Annotated in this window: 15 protein-coding genes; 3 read left to right on the top strand and 12 right to left on the bottom strand. The window is 65.7% G+C overall.

Annotated elements, in window-relative coordinates:
- Positions 1-27 precede the first annotated feature (27 nt).
- The 6 genes from ACSQ3S_RS22445 to ACSQ3S_RS22470 form a co-directional block, all read right to left on the bottom strand.
- Positions 28-774 (bottom strand): peptidylprolyl isomerase, encoded by a 747-nt coding sequence (locus ACSQ3S_RS22445; protein ID WP_436143840.1) that lies wholly within the window; start codon positions 772-774, stop codon positions 28-30.
- A gap of 10 nt (positions 775-784) precedes the next feature.
- Positions 785-1,468, bottom strand: coding sequence for a respiratory nitrate reductase subunit gamma (gene narI / locus ACSQ3S_RS22450; RefSeq protein WP_020706386.1), 684 nt, complete (start codon positions 1,466-1,468; stop codon positions 785-787).
- Positions 1,469-1,478: 10 nt separating this feature from the next.
- Positions 1,479-2,153, bottom strand: a complete 675-nt coding sequence (gene narJ, locus ACSQ3S_RS22455) for a nitrate reductase molybdenum cofactor assembly chaperone (RefSeq protein WP_436143841.1) — start codon at positions 2,151-2,153, stop codon at positions 1,479-1,481.
- Positions 2,146-3,702 carry a nitrate reductase subunit beta gene (gene narH, locus ACSQ3S_RS22460; RefSeq protein ID WP_436143842.1) on the bottom strand — a complete coding sequence of 519 codons (1,557 nt, stop codon included), beginning with the start codon at positions 3,700-3,702 and terminating at the stop codon, positions 2,146-2,148. Before narH ends, narJ begins: the two co-directional genes overlap by 8 nt.
- Positions 3,699-7,406: a nitrate reductase subunit alpha gene (locus tag ACSQ3S_RS22465; RefSeq protein WP_436143843.1), complete on the bottom strand. Its 3,708-nt coding sequence runs from the start codon at positions 7,404-7,406 to the stop codon at positions 3,699-3,701. The genes narH and ACSQ3S_RS22465 overlap by 4 nt, the downstream gene beginning before the upstream one ends.
- A 167-nt stretch (positions 7,407-7,573) precedes the next feature.
- A complete protein-coding gene (locus tag ACSQ3S_RS22470) occupies positions 7,574-8,062 on the bottom strand; it encodes a hypothetical protein (protein ID WP_436143844.1) in 489 nt (162 codons plus the stop codon).
- 203 nt (positions 8,063-8,265) lie between these two features.
- On the opposite strand from ACSQ3S_RS22470, the gene ACSQ3S_RS22475 reads away from it, so the two are divergent.
- Both ACSQ3S_RS22475 and ACSQ3S_RS22480 read left to right on the top strand, forming a co-directional pair.
- A complete protein-coding gene (locus tag ACSQ3S_RS22475; RefSeq protein ID WP_436143845.1) occupies positions 8,266-8,652 on the top strand; it encodes a hypothetical protein in 387 nt (128 codons plus the stop codon).
- 1 nt (position 8,653) lies between these two features.
- The gene (locus ACSQ3S_RS22480; protein WP_436143846.1) at positions 8,654-8,914 is read left to right on the top strand and encodes a DUF3079 domain-containing protein; all 261 of its coding nucleotides are present in this window, start codon (positions 8,654-8,656) and stop codon (positions 8,912-8,914) included.
- A 53-nt stretch (positions 8,915-8,967) separates the two neighbouring features.
- Here the strand turns inward: ACSQ3S_RS22480 and ACSQ3S_RS22485 are convergent, their stop codons facing one another.
- From ACSQ3S_RS22485 to ACSQ3S_RS22510, 6 genes are all read right to left on the bottom strand, one after another.
- On the bottom strand, positions 8,968-9,630 hold the full coding sequence (locus tag ACSQ3S_RS22485) for a carbonic anhydrase (RefSeq protein ID WP_436143847.1): 663 nt from the start codon (positions 9,628-9,630) through the stop codon (positions 8,968-8,970).
- 9 nt (positions 9,631-9,639) lie between these two features.
- Entirely contained in the window at positions 9,640-10,320 is a 681-nt protein-coding gene (locus ACSQ3S_RS22490) for a Crp/Fnr family transcriptional regulator (RefSeq protein WP_436143848.1), read from the bottom strand.
- 9 nt (positions 10,321-10,329) lie between these two features.
- Positions 10,330-11,748 (bottom strand): oxygen-independent coproporphyrinogen III oxidase, encoded by a 1,419-nt coding sequence (hemN, locus tag ACSQ3S_RS22495; RefSeq protein ID WP_436143849.1) that lies wholly within the window; start codon positions 11,746-11,748, stop codon positions 10,330-10,332.
- Positions 11,749-11,762: 14 nt separating this feature from the next.
- Positions 11,763-13,148 (bottom strand): NarK family nitrate/nitrite MFS transporter, encoded by a 1,386-nt coding sequence (locus ACSQ3S_RS22500; protein ID WP_436145068.1) that lies wholly within the window; start codon positions 13,146-13,148, stop codon positions 11,763-11,765.
- Positions 13,149-13,171: 23 nt separating this feature from the next.
- Complete coding sequence (locus ACSQ3S_RS22505) at positions 13,172-14,440, bottom strand: MFS transporter (RefSeq protein ID WP_436143850.1); 1,269 nt, start codon at positions 14,438-14,440, stop codon at positions 13,172-13,174.
- Positions 14,441-14,537: 97 nt separating this feature from the next.
- Positions 14,538-14,966, bottom strand: coding sequence for an Rrf2 family transcriptional regulator (locus ACSQ3S_RS22510; protein WP_436143851.1), 429 nt, complete (start codon positions 14,964-14,966; stop codon positions 14,538-14,540).
- 192 nt (positions 14,967-15,158) lie between these two features.
- Here ACSQ3S_RS22510 and ACSQ3S_RS22515 point away from each other — a divergent pair, with 192 nt between their 5' ends.
- The gene (locus ACSQ3S_RS22515) at positions 15,159-17,429 is read left to right on the top strand and encodes a nitric-oxide reductase large subunit (protein WP_436143852.1); all 2,271 of its coding nucleotides are present in this window, start codon (positions 15,159-15,161) and stop codon (positions 17,427-17,429) included.
- Positions 17,430-17,473 lie beyond the last annotated feature (44 nt).

The following is a 17,473-nucleotide window of genomic DNA, read 5'->3' on the forward strand; positions in this document are numbered from 1 at the left end:
CCGGCCTAGTTCGAAAGGACTAGTCGGCTACTGCACCAGCGGCGACTGCGCGCCGTCCAGCTCCACCCCGGCGATGTCGGCGCGGCCAACCAGGATGTGCAGGTATTGGTGCAAGGCGCGCTGCCAGGACTGGCGGCGCAGCTCGTCGGCGATCTGCGCCTGCACTGCGGCGAACGGCACCACGGCGCCGTTCACGCGCCGCTGGGCTTGCACGATGTGCAGACCGAAGCGGGTTTCCAGCAAGCGCCCCGCCAGTTCGCCCGCCTGCAGGCGGAACAGCAGCTCGTCGAACTCCGGCACGCATTGACCGCGCGCCACCTGCCCCAGGCTGCCCCCGACCGCGCCCGACGGGCAGTTCGAATACTGGCGCGCCAGCTCCTCGAAACGCTGCGGCCGCGCCTGCAGCTCGGCCAGGATCAGCTCGGCCGTCTGGCGCAGCAGCTCCAGCGGCGCCGCCGGCGTCACCTGGAACAGTATGTGGCGCGCCTCGACCAGGTCGCCGCTGCGGAAGCGCTGCTGCTGGCTCTGATAGTAGCGCAGGCAGCTGGCCTCGTCAGTGTCCGGCACCGTGACTTCCTGCGCGAACAGGGCTTCGATGCGCTGGTCGTCGTCGGTGCCGGCAATGCCCAACCGCTCCGCTTCCTGCAGCAATACCGTGCGCAGCACCACCTCGTGCACCGCCTGGCGCAGCGGGTTGGCCGCCTGCGCCTGATGCGGCAGTTCCGCCGCGATGGCGCTGTCGTCGATGTCGACGCCGTTGACTGCGATACCCATGATGGTCTCCTTAGCGCGAACGCACCAGTTGATAAGCGCGGCTCAGGTAGGTGACGGCGCCGAAGCCGCTCCATACATGCACCAGGCGGGTGAACGGGAAGATCGCGAACAGCGACATGCCCATGAACAGGTGCAGCTGGAACACCAGCGGCGCGTCGACGATGAAGCCGGCGGCGTCGCCGCGCAGCGTGACCACGTGCTGCGCCCAGGTCATCAGCTGGACCATCATGTGGCCGTCCATGTGCGAGGCCGAGGCGAAGATCGAGGTCAGGCCCAGCAGCAGAGTGGCCAGCAGCCACACCAACACCAGCTTGTCGCGGAAGGTGCTGCGGGCGCGCACCCGTTCGTTGCCCAGGCGGCGCGCCAGCAGCATCAGCAGGCCGACCAGGCACAGCGAGCCCATCACGCCGCCGGCCACCATCGCCACCAGCTGCTTGGCGCCGTGGGACACGCCCAGCGTGTCCCACACCCACACCGGGGTCAGCAGGCCAGCCAGGTGGCCGAAGAACAGGCCAAGCACGCCGATGTGGAACAGCGGGCTGCCCAGGCGCAGCATGCCGTTGTGCAGCGTCTGGCTCGATTCCGACTTCCAGCTGTATTGCTCGCGGTCGAAGCGGATCAGGCTGCCCACCAGGAAGATCGCCAGCGCGATGTACGGATAGATGCCGAACACAAATTGATGTAAATAGTTCATGTGATACTCCTCAATGACGCTGCGGCGCCGCCGCCTTGGGATAGAAATTCACCGGATGGACGCCGCCCATGACCGGCGCCAGCAGCGGTTCGATGCCGTCGGCGCCGGGGCCGAAGGTTTCCAGCGCCTCGTCCATGTCGCGCACCGGCGGTTCGCTCAGCTCCTCGGCCTGCACCGGCGTCAGGGTCTGCAACAGGTCGAACACGCAGGCATACGGGCTGCCGTTGGCGCGCAGCTTGCGACCGACGAAGGCCAGCACGTGGATGGCGTCGCCCAGCATGCGCTCGGCCTCGTCCGCTTCCAGCTGCGACAGGAACTCCAGGAACAGCGGCACGTAGTCCGGCAGGTCGTTGCCGACCATTTGCAGGCCGTGCTTGCTGTACTCGGCCAGCAGGTCAACCATGGCCTGGCCGCGGTCGCGCGACTCGCCGTGGATATGCTCGAACAGGTGCAGCGAATGCGACGGATTGCGGTCGAACGTCATCACATACTGCAGCTGCAGGTCGATCAGCGCGCTGCGGCGCAGATGCGTCAGCAGCTCGGCCAGCGCGCCGTGCCAGCGCGGCAGCGTGTTCTGCAAGTAGCGTTCCAACTGCGGCAGTTCGGCCAGCAGCTCGGGCTCGGGGTATTGCAACAGGGCCGACAGCAAACAATAGCCGTGGCCTGCAGTATCGAGCTCAGACATCGAGGTTCTCCTTTTTCTTGCGGGATTTGGGCATCGACATGAAGATCTCCGAACCGTGCTTGCGTTTGCCGAACAGGCTGGTATCGCTGACACCGTCCGAGCAACCGTTGCCGAAGCTGAAGCCGCAGCTACCCTTCTCGTTGAAGCTGTCCTCCGCCATTTCCTTGTGGCTGCTCGGGATCACGAAGCGGTCCTCGTAGTTGGCGATGGCCATGATGTGGTACATGTCCTCCACCATCTCCGGCTCCAGCCCGACCTGTTGCAGCACGTCGTAGTCCGGCGTGCCGGCCACGTGCTTGCTGCGCATGTAGGCGCGCATGGCCAGCATGCGGTCCAGCGCGCGGATCACCGGCTGCTGGTCGCCCGCCGTCAGCAGGTTGGCCAGGTATTGCACCGGAATGCGCAGGCTGGCGGTATCCGGCAAGATGCCGTTCTTCCCCATGCGGCCCGACTCGGCGGCGGCCTGGATCGGCGACAACGGCGGGATGTACCACACCATCGGCAAGGTGCGGTACTCGGGATGCAGCGGGAACGCCACCTTCCAGTCGACCGCCATCTTGTACACCGGCGAACGCTTGGCCGATTCCAGCCACGAATCCGGGATGCCCTGGCGCCGCGCTTCCTCGATGATGGCCGGGTCGTGCGGATCGAGGAACAGGTCCAGCTGCGACGGATACAGGTCGCGCGGATCGGCCACCGAGGCCGCCGATTCGATCTTGTCGGCGTCGTACAGCAGCACGCCGAGGTAGCGGATGCGGCCGACGCAGGTTTCCGAGCACACGGTGGGCTGGCCCGCTTCGATGCGCGGGTAGCAGAAGGTGCATTTCTCGGCCTTGCCGGACGACCAGTTGTAGTAGATCTTCTTGTACGGGCAGCCGGAGATGCACATGCGCCAGCCGCGGCACTTGTCCTGGTCGATCAGTACGATGCCGTCGTCCTCGCGCTTGTACACCGAGCCCGACGGGCAGGAGGCGACGCAGGTCGGATTCAGGCAATGCTCGCACAGGCGCGGCAGGTACATCATGAAGGTGTTCTCGAAGGTGCCGTACATTTCCTTCTGCATGTTGTTGAACAGCGTGTCCTGGCTGCGCTGGGCGAACTCGCCGCCCAGGTCGTCCTCCCAATTCGGTCCCCACTCGATCTTCTCCATCTTCTTGCCGGTCAAGACCGAGATCGGCCGCGCGGTCGGCGGCGTTTCCGACAGCGGCGCGTTCTGCAGGCGCTCGTAGTCGTAGGTGAAGGGCTCGTAGTACTCGTCGATCTGCGGCAGGTTGGGATTGGCGAAAATCTGCGCCAGGATCTTCAGCCGGCTGCCCTGGCGCGGCTCGATCTTGCCGGCGTCGGTGCGGCGCCAGCCGCCGTTCCACTTGTCCTGGTTTTCCCAGTGTTTCGGATAGCCGATGCCGGGCTTGGTTTCGACATTGTTGAACCAGGCGTACTCGACACCGTCGCGGCTGGTCCACACGTTCTTGCAGGTGACCGAGCAGGTGTGGCAGCCGATGCATTTGTCCAGGTTCAGCACCATGCCGATTTGTGCGCGAATTTTCATGCCATGCTCCCAGTTTTTTCTTTCAACGGACCTTCCAGCCAGTCGACCTTGTTCATCTTGCGCACCAACACGAATTCATCGCGGTTGGAGCCGACCGTGCCGTAGTAGTTGAAGCCCCACGACAGCTGCGCGTAGCCGCCTATCATGTGGGTCGGCTTGGTGACGGCGCGCGTTACCGAGTTGTGGATGCCGCCGCGCTTGCCGGACATCTCGGCGCCGGGCACGTTGATGATCTTTTCCTGGGCGTGGTACATCATGGTCATGCCCTCCGGCACCCGCTGGCTGACGACGGCGCGCGCGGTCAGCGTGCCGTTGACGTTGAACACCTCGATCCAGTCGTTGTCGACGATGCCGGCCGCCTGGGCGTCGGTCTCCGACAACCACACGTGCGGGCCGCCACGCGACAGGGTCAACATGCGCAAGTTGTCCGAGTAGGTCGAGTGGATGCCCCATTTCTGGTGCGGCGTGATGAAGTTCAGCGCCAGCTCCTTGTTGCCGTTCGGCTGGGCGCCCAGCATCGCCGCCGTGGTCTTGGTGTTGATTGCCGGCTTATACACGCACAGGCCTTCACCGAAATCGCGCATCCAGCGGTGATCCTGGTAGAACTGCTGGCGGCCGGTCAGCGTGCGCCAAGGGATCAGTTCGTGCACATTGGTGTAGCAGGCGTTGTAGCTGACCTCTTCCGATTCCAGGCCCGACCAGGTCGGCGAGGAAATGATCTTGCGCGGCTGCGCCTGCACGTCGCGGAAGCGGATGCTGTCGTGCTCGCGCGGCAGCGCCAGGTGGGTGTGGTCGCGGCCGGTGATCACCGACAGCGCCTCCCAGGCCTTGACCGCCACGTGTCCGTTGGTTTCCGGCGCCAGCGACAGGATCATCTCGGCCGCGTCGATGGCGGTGTCCAGCCGTGGCTGGCCGTGGGCGATGCCGGGCGCGGTCACCGTGCGGTTGATGCCGCGCAGTACCTCGACCTCGTGGCCGGTCTTCCAGCCTATGCCCTTGCCGCCGTTGCCCAGTTTTTCCAGCAACGGGCCGATCGAGGTGAACTTCTGATAGATCTGGGTGTAGTCGCGCTCGACCACGGTGAAGTTCGGCATGGTCTTGCCCGGGATCGGCTCGCATTCGCCGGCGCGCCAGTCTTTCGGGTCGAACGGCTGGCCGAGTTCGCCGGGGGTGTCGTGCATCAGCGGCGTCAGCACCAAATCCTGCTGCGTGCCCAGGTAGGCGCCACCGATTTCCTCGAATTTCTTGGCGATGCCCTTGTAGATCTCCCAGTCCGAACGCGATTGCCACAGCGGCTGCACCGCTTCCGACAAGGGGTGGATGAAGGGGTGCATGTCGGACGTGTTCAGGTCGTCCTTCTCGTACCAGGTGGCGGTCGGCAGCACGATGTCGCCGTACAGGCAGGTGGTCGACATGCGGAAGTCCAGCACCACCAGCAGGTCCAGCTTGCCTTCTGCGGCCGGGCGCACCTTGACGTCGCGCGGCTTGATGCAATCGTCCTCGTTGCTCATCAGCGCGTTCTGCGTGCCTAGCAAATACTTCAGGAAGTACTCGTGGCCCTTGCCCGAGCTGCCCAGGATGTTGGAGCGCCAGACGAACATATTGCGCGGGAAGTTGGCCGGATTGTCCGGGTCGTCGCACGAGAATTCGAGTTTCTTGTCCTTGATCTGGTCGACCGCGTAGTCGACCGCGCTCATGCCGGCTGCGGCGGCGGCGCGCGTCACCTCCAGCGGATTGGTCTGCAGCTGCGGCGCCGACGGCAGCCAGCCCATGCGCTCGGCCTTGGCGTTGTAGTCCAACAGCGTCATCGGCGCGACGTCGGGGCCGGCGGTTGGCGACGAGATTTCCTCGGTGTGCAGTTTTTCGTGGCGCCACTGGCTGGTATGGGCATAGAAGAACGAGGTGCCGTTCATCTGGCGCATCGGACGGTTCCAGTCCTGGGCGAACGCCAGCGGCGTCCAGCCGGTTTGCGGACGCAGCTTTTCCTGGCCCACGTAGTGCGCCCAGCCTCCGCCCGATTGGCCGACGCAGCCGCACATCATCAGCATGTTGATGATGCCGCGATAAGTCATGTCCATGTGGTACCAATGGTTCAGCGCGGCGCCAACGATGACCATGCTCTTGCCACGGGTCTGGTCGGCGTTCTCGGCGAACTGGCGGGCCACGGTGATGACGTCGGCGGCCTTGACGCCGGTGTGCTTGACCTGCCAGGCCGGCGTGTAAGGCACGTCGTCCTCATAGCTGGTGGCGACGTTGCCGCCGCCCAGGCCGCGGTCGATGCCGTAGTTGGCCAAGCTCAGGTCGAACACGGTGGCGACCAGCACAGTGCTGCCGTCGGCCAGTGCCAGGCGCTTGACCGGCACGTTGCGCATCAGCAGGTCGCTGGCGTCCTTGCCGCCGAAGTAAGGGAAGCCGACAGCGACCACCTCGTCGCTGGAACCGATCAGCGACAACTGCGGATCGAGCGGGGCGTTGTTGCCGCCCTCCTTCATTTCCAGGTTCCACTTGCCGGCCTCGCCCCAGCGGAAACCGATCGAACCGGCCGGCGCGACGATGCGGCCGCTGGTTTCGTCGATGACCAGGGTTTTCCAGTCCGGGTTGTTGGTTTCGTCGAGGTTGTTGTCCAGCTGCGAGGCGCGCAGGAAGTATTCCGGCGCCAGGATGCCGTTCTGCTCTTTCAGCAGCACCAGCATCGGGAAGTCGGTGTACTGCTTGGCGTACTCTTTGAAATACTTGGACTGGTGCTGCGCGTGGTACTCCTTCAGGATTACGTGGCCCATGGCCATCGCCAGCGCGGCGTCGGTGCCCTGCTTGGGCGCCAGCCAGATGTCGCCGAACTTGGCCATCTCGCCGAAGTCGGACGACACCGCCACCGTCTTGGTGCCCTTGTAGCGCACTTCGGTGTAGAAGTGGGCGTCCGGCGTGCGCGTCATCGGCACGTTCGAGCCCCACACCATCAGGTAGGTCGAGTTGTACCAGTCGGCCGATTCCGGCACGTCGGTCTGCTCGCCCCACACCTGCGGGCTGGCCGGCGGCAAGTCGCAGTACCAGTCGTAGAAACTCAAGGCCACGCCGCCGATCAGCGACAGGTAGCGCGTGCCGGCGGCGTAGCTGACCATCGACATGGCGGGAATCGGCGAGAAGCCGACGATGCGGTCCGGGCCGTATTTCTTGATCGTCAGCGCGTTGGCGGCGGCGATCATCTCGTTGCTCTCGTCCCAGGTGGCGCGCACGAAGCCGCCCAGGCCGCGCACCGACTTGTACAGCGCGGCGCGTTCCGGGTTCTGGCTGATGTAGTCCCAGGCCGTGACCGGCTCCATGGTCTTGCGCGCCTCGCGCCACATTTCCATCAGGCGGCCGCGCACCATCGGGTACTTGACGCGCTGTGCCGAATACACGTACCACGAATAGCTGGCGCCGCGCGGGCAGCCGCGCGGCTCGTGGTTGGGCAGGTCGGGACGGGTGCGCGGATAATCGGTCTGTTGGGTTTCCCAGGTAATCAGCCCGTTCTTCACATACACCTTCCAGCTGCAGGAGCCGGTGCAGTTGACGCCGTGCGTGGAGCGCACGATCTTGTCATGCTGCCAGCGCTGGCGGTAGGCGTTTTCCCAGGTGCGGTCCTCGTGCACGACGGCGCCGTGGCCGTCGGAAAAGGTCGATACCGTTTTATTGAAGAACTTCAGGCGATCCAGAAAGTGACTCATGCTGCCTCCTAACTTGCACCCGGCGGTTGCCGGGCATGCGGTCGCATGCAACATGCATGGACTCGACGATGATTGCAGTCTAAGCAGCGTAGAGCCTGGTGGGAATCGGCAAGATGGTGGCCGCGCGGCGCGAGAAGGACTAGGGGGACTATGCCGAAGTGACTAGTTCACTGCGCGCGGTAGCATTCGCGGCTGGCGCAGACGGTCAGCAATTGTTGGTAGTCGAGCACCCGGGCGCCGGGCGCCGGCGAGGCCCTGCCGCCGGCGTAGGCTTGCAGCGTCGCTGCCGCGCGGCGGTCCGCGCCCGTGTGGCGGACGTAGCGGGCTTCGCTGGCCGCCAGCCAGCGGCCATCGCCGTCGCGCACGTACACATTGCGCACCAGGCCCGGCTGCTCCATCGCGCCCAGTTGGGCAAACATGGCGTCCAGGCGGCAGAAGCGCAGCACCAGCCCGCTGTCGTAGCGGATTTGCCCGGAAATCTCGCGGCCAGGGTAGCCGGCGAGCGGAGGCGGCGCATCGCAGCGCCCACCGGGCGGCGGCGCCCACGAGCTCGCATCCGCCGGGCCGTAGTTGTGCCACAGGACGCTGGTGGCGATGGCGGTGATCAGCGCCAGCGCCACGCGGCTGGCAGGACGGTAGTTCAGATTGATACGCATAAGACTTCCTTTCAACGCGGCACCGGCTTGGGTCGCGCGACCATTATTCTTCGCGGCCGGCGCGCCGGTCCATGACCTGGGTCATGGCATTCCGGGCCCGTCTACGGCAAAGTGACTAGCCGGACTAGTCATTCATGGCAATGGGCAGCCGTGCCGCAACGGGTTATACATACAGCCTGGATCACCGACTACCGAGGAATCATATGAATATCGCCACATTTGAAGAATTACTGATCGCCGCCGCCCTGCAGCCGCAGCCGCAACGCCTGCTGCTGGCCTTCGCGGTGGCCGAAGCGGACCCGGACGCGCAGTCCGGTGCAGCGGCGCGCAGCACGCTGGTGCCGGTCATGTGCGTGGACAAGCAGGTGGGCGAACTCGACACGTTCAAGAACCTGGCCGAAGAGGCGCAAGGCATGGGCCAGGCCTGGGATGTGCTGCTGATCACCACCCTGTCCGGCAGCGAGGGACGCCTGCCCGACCCGCAGCAGACCGACGCCGCGCTGAACAAGATGCTGGGCGCGATCCAGCAGGGGCAGATGGAACGCTTCCTGGCGTTCGACCGCCAGGGCGAACTGATGAGCTACGCCTGACATGGCCAAGATCTTTCCGCTGCGCCCGGCCAAGCCCGAGCTGATCTGCTGGGGCTGCGACCGTTATTGCCCGGCCAATTCGATGATCTGCGGGAACGGTTCAGACCGCAGCCAGCATCCCTACGAACTGTTCGGCGAGGGTTGGGAGAGTTTCGGGCTCAACGCGCAGGACCAGCCGCCGGCGGCCCCCGCGCCCGCCGCGGACGATACCGACGCTCAAGATGGGGTCAAGTCTGACATTCGGACACAACCTCTTCCGTAGCGTCCGATACGGTAGAAGTTGTGTCCGAATGTCAGACTTGACCCCAGGCCGTCCTAGGCCGTCATCGCTTCGCGCGCGGTCAGCGGGCATACCAGCGGCAGGAATTGCTGACGGCGCGGCGAGTACGCCATCAGCGCCCCGCTCTGTAAATCGAAGTACCAGCCGTGCAGCTTCAGCTTGCCCTCGTCGACGCGGCGCTTGAGCCACGGGTAGGTCAACAGGTTGTCCAGCGACAGCAGGATGCTGGCCAGCTCGCAGGCGTGGTGCTGCTCGGCGCTGCCGCGATGGGCCAGGTCGCGCCGCACGCGCTGCGCCACCGGCTCGGCGATGCGCATCCACTGGCCGACGAAGTCGGTCTCGCGCTGCGCCGGACGGGGCGCCAGCAGCGCGCGGATGCCGCCGCAGCCGGCGTGGCCCAGCACGATCACGCGCTCGACCTCCAGCTCGCAGACGGCAAACTCGATCGCCGAGCTGACGCCGGCCGAGGCCGTCGGCATGCACGGCGGCACCAGGTTGGCGATATTGCGCACCACGAAGATGTCGCCCGGATCGCTGCCGGTCAGCAGAACCGGATCGACCCGCGAATCGCAACAACCGATCAGCAAGGTGCGCGGGCGCTGGCCGGCGCGCAGGCTGCCGTAGGGACTCTCGTCGTTGGTGAAGTACTGTTGTTGAAAGCGGCTGAAGCCGCTGACGAATTTTTCGATGTCGTGCATGGATGCCTCTTAGGCGGCGCAGCGCCGCAGCGCCGGCACGTCGAGTACGGTGACCTTGCGGCCCTTGAAGGCGATCAGCTGCTGCGTGCACAACTCGGCCAGGATGCGCGAGAAATGCTCGGGCGTCAGGTTCAGGCGCGACGCCAGCACCGCCTTGGTGACCGGCAGCGTCAGCAACCCTCCTTCGTCCTCGTGCAATTCCTTGAGCAGGTAGCCGGCCACGCGCTGAGTGCCCGAGCGTAGCGAGTACGACTCCATGTCGCACATCAGGCCGTGCATGCGCTGGCTCAGCCCGGCCAGCATCTTGCAGGCGAATTCGGGATCGTTGTGGATCTCGCGGTAGATCGCCGGCTTGGCCACGTGCAGCAGCAGCGTGTCCTCGGTGGCCTGGGCCGAGACGATGTAGGCGCTGCCCATGAACATCAGCGCCTCGCCGAAACTCTGGCCCGGCCCGATCAGCTCGATGACCTTCTCGCCGCCCGCCAGCGAGGTGAACGCCAGCTTGACCTGGCCGTACAGCACCTGGTGGAAGCCCACGCACGGGTCGCCGCGCTGGAAGATCATGCCGCCCCGCTCGACCCGCACCTCGGTGGTGCCGAGCGCGATGCGCGACAGTTCTTCCGGTCCCATGGAATTGAACAGCGGCACGCGGGACAGAAAGGTCTGCACCTTGATTTTGTTTTTTTCCATGGCCAGTCCTCAGATGGTGCGCGAATAGCGGGCCGGCTGCGGCCCCTCGACCGGCGGCGCGTGCAGGTAGCTGTCGAAGGCCATGCAGATATTGCGTATCAGCAGGCGTCCGCGCATCTTCACCCGCAAGCCCTTGCTGCCGATGCACAGCAAGCCCTGTTCCTCCAGCGGCTGCAGGCGTTCCAGCGCGTCGGCGAAATAGTCGGCGGCGGCGACGCCGTCCGGCAGCGGCAGGCTGGCGTAGTCCAGCTCGAAGTCGCACATCAGCTGGCCGATCACGGCGCGCCGCAGCAGGTCGTCCGCGCTGAGCACGATGCCGCGTGCGATCGGCAGCTCGCCCCGGTCCAGCCGCTGGTAGTAGGCCGACAGAATCTTCTCGTTCTGGCTGTAGCTGGCACCGACCGCGCTGATGGCCGATACGCCCAGCGCCACCATCGGCGCGTCGGCATGGGTGGAGTAGCCCTGGAAGTTGCGCTGCAACTTGCCCTCGCGCTGGCTGCGTGCCAGGTCGTCCTCCGGCAGCGCGAAGTGGTCCATGCCGATGTAGACGTAGCCGGCCGCCGTCAGGCGCTCGATGCACAGGCCCAGCATGGCCAGCTTGGTCTCCGCGTCCGGCAGGTCGACGCTGTTGATCAGCCGCTGCGATTTGAACAGCTGCGGCATGTGGGCGTAGTTGTAGATGGCGATGCGGTCCGGCCGGGCGGCGACGATCTTGTCCAGCGTCGGCCCGAAGCTGGCCACGCTTTGCAGCGGCAGGCCGTAGATCAGGTCGACGCTGATGGAGCGGAAGCCGCAGTCGCGCGCGGCCTGCAGCACCTCCATCGTGTCCTCGTAGGACTGGATGCGGTTGACCGCCTGCTGCACCGCCGGATCGAAGTCCTGGATGCCCAGGCTGATGCGGTTGAAGCCCTGCTGGCGCAAGGTGGCGATGCGCACCGGCGTGACCGTGCGCGGATCGACCTCGATCGAGAACTCGCCCTCATCGTCCGGCGCGAAGGCGAACTGGCCGCGCAGCGTGGCAAGCAGCTCGTCCATCTGCCTGTCGCTCAGGTAGGTCGGCGTGCCGCCGCCGAAGTGCAGCTGGTCGACCCGGCGCCGGCTGCCCAGCACCTCGCCCTGCAAGCCGATCTCGCGGTACAGGTAGCCCAGGTATTCGGCCGCCTTGCTGCGGTCCTGGGTGATGATCTTGTTGCAGCCGCAGTAGTAGCACAGCGACGCGCAGAACGGGATGTGCACATACAGCGACAGCGGCGCCGCCGGATCGACGGCGGCGACGGCGGCCCGGTACTGGGCGGCGCCGAAGCCGCCGTCGAAGCGGTCGGCGGTCGGATAGGAGGTGTAGCGCGGTCCCATCTGGTTCAGCTTGCGCACCAGCGCGGCGTCGAATTCGACCGACGGGGTCAGCGTGATCACGCGGGCGGATGGCATGGTCGTGGCTCCGTTCAGCAAGGCATGGCCGCGTTCTTGCGGGCGTAGCACCACCAGGTGATGGCGATGCAGCTGACGTAGAACGTGATGAAGCACCAGAGCGCGGCGTCCGGGCCGCCGGTCATGGCGATCGAGGTGCCGTAGCTCTTGGGGATGAAGAAGGCGCCGTAGGCCGCGACCGCCGAGGTGAAGCCCAGCACGGCGGCGCCCTCCTTGTTGGCTTCGACGATGGCTTGCTGCTGCACGGCGGCCGGCTTGCCGGCGGTGGCGCGCTGGCGCTCGGTCAGGAAGATCACCGGGATCATGCGGAAGGTCGAGGCGTTGCCGACGCCGGTGCCGGCGAACAGCAGCATGAACATCCAGAAGAAGCCGTTGAAGTTGCCGCCCGTGCCGCCATGCGGCAGGAAGGCGATGACGCCGAACACGGCCGCGATCATGACGGCGAAGGTCCAGACGGTGACGCGGGCGCCCCCCAGCTTGTCGGAGATGATGCCGCCGACGACGCGCGCCAGCGCGCCGACCAGGGGGCCGAGGAAGGCGTATTGCAGCGGATTGAGGTCCGGGAACTGGGTCTTGATCAGCAGCGGGAAGCCAGCCGAATAACCGATGAAGGAACCGAAGGTGCCGGTGTAGAGCCAGCACATCAGCCAGTTATGCTTGCGCTTGAAAATCACCGCCTGGTCGGCGAACGAAGCCTTGGCCGAGGCCAGGTCGTTCATGCCGAACCACGCCAGCACGCTGCTGACGGCGATGAAGGGCACCCAGATGAAGCCGGCGTTCTGCAGCCACAGCGTGGTGGTGTGGCCGGCCTTGGTGGCGCTTTGCGGATCGCCGCCCAGGCTGCCGAACACGCCGGCGGTGATCACCAGCGGCACCACGAACTGCACCGCCGACACGCCCAGGTTGCCCAGGCCGGCGTTCATGCCCAGCGCGTAGCCCTTCTGCGCCTTCGGGAAGAAGAAGCTGATGTTGGCCATCGACGAGGCGAAGTTGCCGCCGCCGAAGCCGCACAGCAGCGCCAGCACCAGCATGGTCGGATAGCCGGTGGTGACGTCCTGCACCGCGAAGCCGATGCCGATCGCCGGGATCAGCAACGAGGCGGTGGAGATGGTGGTCCACTTGCGGCCGCCGAAGATCGGCACCATGAACGAGTAAAAAATCCGCAGTGTCGCGCCGGACAGGCCGGGCAAAGCTGTCAGCCAGAACAGCTGGTTGGTGCTGTACTGGAAGCCGATGGCCGGCAGGTTGACCACCACCACGCTCCACACCATCCACACGGCAAACGCCAGCGCCAGCGCGGGGATGGAGATCCACAGGTTGCGGTTGGCGGTGTTGCTGCCGCCGCTGCCCCAGAACGCGGAGCTCTCCGGCTCCCACGTGTTAATCATGTACTTGCTCATCATTTTCTCCTTGAAGTTTGGGCTCAGGCGGCGACCGCACCGGCGACCGGCTGCGGCGTCGCCGTGGGGCGGAACGAGTAATGCATCCAGACCAGCGACACGCAGACCGTGCCGTATAACAGCATGAAAGCGCTGGAGCGCACGCCGGTCAGGTCCAGCAGCGCGCCGAACATGATCGGCAGCACGAAGCCGCCCAGGCCGCCGGCCAGGCCGACCACGCCGGACACGGCGCCGATGTTGTCGCTGAAGTCGTCGCCGATGAATTTGAAGACCGATGCCTTACCGATGGCCATCGCAGTGCCGACCACGAACAGCAGGCCGGTGAACATCCACGGCGACAGCGCCAGCTGGATCTGCAGGTCGCCGTGGGTGGTCTTGACGATCATCGCGGTGGGCGGATAGGACAGCAGGAAGAAGCAGACCCAGCAAACCCACATCACCCACCAGGTGACCTTGTGGGCGCCGTAGCGGTCGGCGATCCAGCCGCCCAGCGCGCGCAGCACGCCGCCCGGCAGCGAGAAGCAGGCCGCCAGCAGGGCCGCCAGGCGCAGGTCGAAGCCGTATTCGCCGACGTAGTATTTGGTCATCCACAGTGCCAGGCCGACGTAGCCGCCGAACACCACCGAGTAGTACTGGCAGTAGCGCCACACGCGGCGGTCCTTGAGCACCTTGAGCTGCTCGGAGAACGGCACGCTGGCGCCGCTCTGGTGCGACGGGTCGGTGGCCGAGAACACCCAGAACAGCAGCGCCGTGACCAGCATGGCGACGGCGTACACGGTGGGCAGCATTTGCCAGCCCCAGCCCGCGATGATGGCCGGCGCGACGAACTTGGTCAGCGCCGAGCCGGAATTGCCGGCGCCGAAGATGCCCATCGCCAGGCCGCGCCGCTCGCGCGAGAACCAGCGCGCCACGTAGGGCGTTCCGACCGAGAACGAGCCGCCGGCCAGGCCGATGAACAGGCCCAGCACCAGGAACTGCCAGTAGGCGGTGGCCAGGCCGACCAGGTAGATGGCCGGCACGGTCGACAGCATCAGCAGGAAGAACACGATGCGGCCGCCGTATTTGTCGCACCAGATGCCGAGCGGCACGCGCACCAGCGAGCCGCTCAGCACGGGCATGGCGGCCAGCAGGCCGAATTCGGTTTCATTCAGGCCGAGCATCTTCTTGATGGGGATGCCCAGCACGGCGAACATCATCCAGATCGCGAAGCAGATCGTGAACGACAGGGTGCTGCTGACGAGCACCTGGACGGCCTTGTTATTGTTAGACACTTTCAATCTCCTGACGGACATGGGGATGGCATCAGGTTAAGCGCTGCGGCCCAGCCCGACTATCGGCAGGACGGCCAGATCGGCAAGGCAATCAGGCTAGCGGCCTAGGCCGAAAGAACTAGGCCGCCACGGCATCAGGCGCGTAGACAGGACAGGCCAGATCGGCCAAAGTGACCGCATCCAATGCCGCCAGGTAGGCGTGCACCGCCTGCCCCAGCATGCCCTGCACGCAGCAGCGGCCTGCGTGCACGCAGGGGGCCTGGCGGGCGTCGAAACAATCGGCCATGTAAAAGTCCGGCTCGCTGGCGCGCACCACGGCGCCGATGCGGATCGCCGCCGGCGCCCGCGCCAGCGCGATGCCGCCGTGGCGGCCGCGCACGGTGCGGATCACGCCGGTCAGGCCGAGCTGGTACACCACCTTGGTCAGATGGTGTTTGGACATGCCGTGCAGCTCGGCGATTTCGGCGATCGTCGCCAGGCGGCCCTGCTGGCCCGCCAGGTAGATCAGGGTGCGCAGCGTGTAGTCGGTGAAGGCGGTCAGGCGCATGAAGGGCTCCAGTGAAGTCGGCAGCGCCATTATTCATGCATCGTAAATATTTGTTCATAACCTGCATCAAGAAAAACTGGAATCGAATATACATGTTTAAACCCCAGGCCTAGAATCGGCTCCGTCGATCCGGTCTTGGCCGCCTCGCGCAGTATTCAAACTGACCCATCCACTAACTTAAGGAACCATGCCATGCAAGCCACACGCAAGCTCTGGACCTGGCTCGCCGTCATCTGCGCCCTCTCCTTCGCCGTCCTCGGCTGGGTGGGTGCGGAGATCTACCTGACCGCGCCGCCCATCCCCAAACAAATCCTCAGCGTCGACGGCGCCGTGCTGTTCGACGAAGGCCAGGTTGATCGCGGCCAGCAAGCCTGGCTGTCGGCCGGCGGCCAGCAGCTCGGCACCGTCTGGGGACACGGCAGCTATGTCGCGCCCGACTGGTCGGCCGACTGGCTGCACCGCGAAGCGCTGGCGCTGCGCCAGATCTGGGCCCAGCGCGAATTCGGCGCCCGCTTCGACGACCTGAGCAAGGCCAACCAGGCGGCGTTGAACGCCCGCCTGAAGGAAGAAATGCGCCACAACACCTATGACGCGGCCAAGGGCAGCATCACGCTGTCGGCCGACCGCGCCGCCGCCGTGCGCGAAGTGGCGCGCCACTACACCGGCTTGTTCGGCGACGACCGCGCGCTCGACCACCTGCGCGAACAATATGCGATGAACGCCAATTCGCTGACCGACCAGGACGACCTGAAGGCCCTGCCGGCCTTCGTGTTCTGGTCGGCCTGGGCGGCCGCCACCGACCGTCCCGGTTCCGTCGACCTGAGCTACACCAGCAACTGGCCGCACGAGCCGCTGATCGACAACCGTCCCAGCACCGGCGCCGGCGTCTGGTCGATCGCCAGCATCATCCTGATGATAGGCGCCATCGCCGCCATGGTGATGGTGCATTCGTCCGCCAAGGAGGAAGCCGATCCGGTGCCGCCGAAGACCGATCCGCTGTTCAACCTGAAGCCGACGCCGTCGATGCTGGCGACCAAAAAATACTTCTTCGTCGTCATCGGCCTGATCCTGGCGCAGGTGGGCATGGGCGTCATCACCGCCCACTACGCGGTCGAGGGCCAGAGCTTCTTCGGCTATCCGCTGGCGCAGATCCTGCCGTTCGTGGTCAGCCGCACCATCCACACCCAGTTCGCCGTGCTGTGGATCGCCACCGCCTGGCTGGCCACCGGCCTGTACATCGCGCCGGCCATCTCCGGCCACGAGCCCAAGTTCCAGAAGCTGGGCGTGAACCTGCTGTTCTACGCGCTGCTGTTCATCGTGGTCGGCTCGACCGCGATGGGCTGGATCGGTTCGCTGCAACACAAGGGCACGGCCTTCGCCTTCTGGATCGGCAACCAGGGCCTGGAATTCACCAGCATGGGCCGCATCTGGCAGATCCTGCTGTTCGTCGGCCTGCTGTTCTGGGTCATGCTGCTGGGCCGCGCGCTGTGGCCGGCGCTGGTCAAGAAATCGGAAAGCCGCGGCCTGATCATGATGGTGTTCCTGGCCGCGCTGTGCATCGGCGGCTTCTACGCCACCTCGCTGACCTGGGGCCGTCACACCCACTATTCGATGATCGAGTACTGGCGCTGGTGGCTGGTGCACCTGTGGGTCGAGGGCTTCTTTGAAGTGTTCGCCACCGCCGTGATCGCGCTGCTGTTCACCCGCCTGGGCCTGATCCGCGCGTCCACCGCCAACAGCGCCATCGTGCTGGAAACCATCGTGTTCCTGTTCGGCGGCATCCTCGGCACGCTGCACCACCTGTACTTCACCGGCACGCCGACCTTCGTGATCGCCATCGGCGCCATGTTCTCGGCGCTGGAGGTGGTGCCGCTGTCGATGATCGGCGTCGAAGCATGGCGCAACTACCAGCGCTCCAAGGCCGCGCCCTGGGTGCAGACCTACAAGTGGTCGATCCTGTGCTTCATCGCGGTGGGCTTCTGGAACACCATCGGCGCCGGCCTGCTGGGCTTCTCGATCAACACCCCGATCGCGCTGTACTACATGCAGGGCCTGAACATGACGGCGGCCCACGGCCATGCCGCGCTGTTCGGCGTGTACGGCATGCTGGGCATCGGCTTGCTGCTGTTCTGCCTGCGCGGCCTGAGCGACCGCCTGGCCTGGTCCGACGCGCTGCTGAAACCGATGTTCTGGTGCCTGAACATCGGCCTGGCGATGATGGTCTTCATCTCGCTGGTGCCGGCCGGCATCTACCAGGCCTGGGCTAGCGTCAGCACCGGCATGTGGTTCGCCCGTTCGCCGGAGGTGATCCATTCGAAGGTGATGGAAACCCTGGTCTGGATGCGCGTGCCCGGTGACGTGGTGTTCGCCATCGGCACGCTGTTCCTGGCGCTGTTCGCCTGGCGCCTGCTGACGGTGCGCGGCAAGGCCCGCCTGGCGGCCGTCGCCGCCGACCGCGCCTGATAGTTCTCTCTGCGGGGCGGTGCGCCGCCCTGCTTTCTTGTTCA

This window comes from Duganella sp. LjRoot269, from assembly GCF_964254095.1.
GTDB classification, from domain to species: Bacteria; Pseudomonadota; Gammaproteobacteria; order Burkholderiales; family Burkholderiaceae_D; genus Rugamonas; species Rugamonas hordei.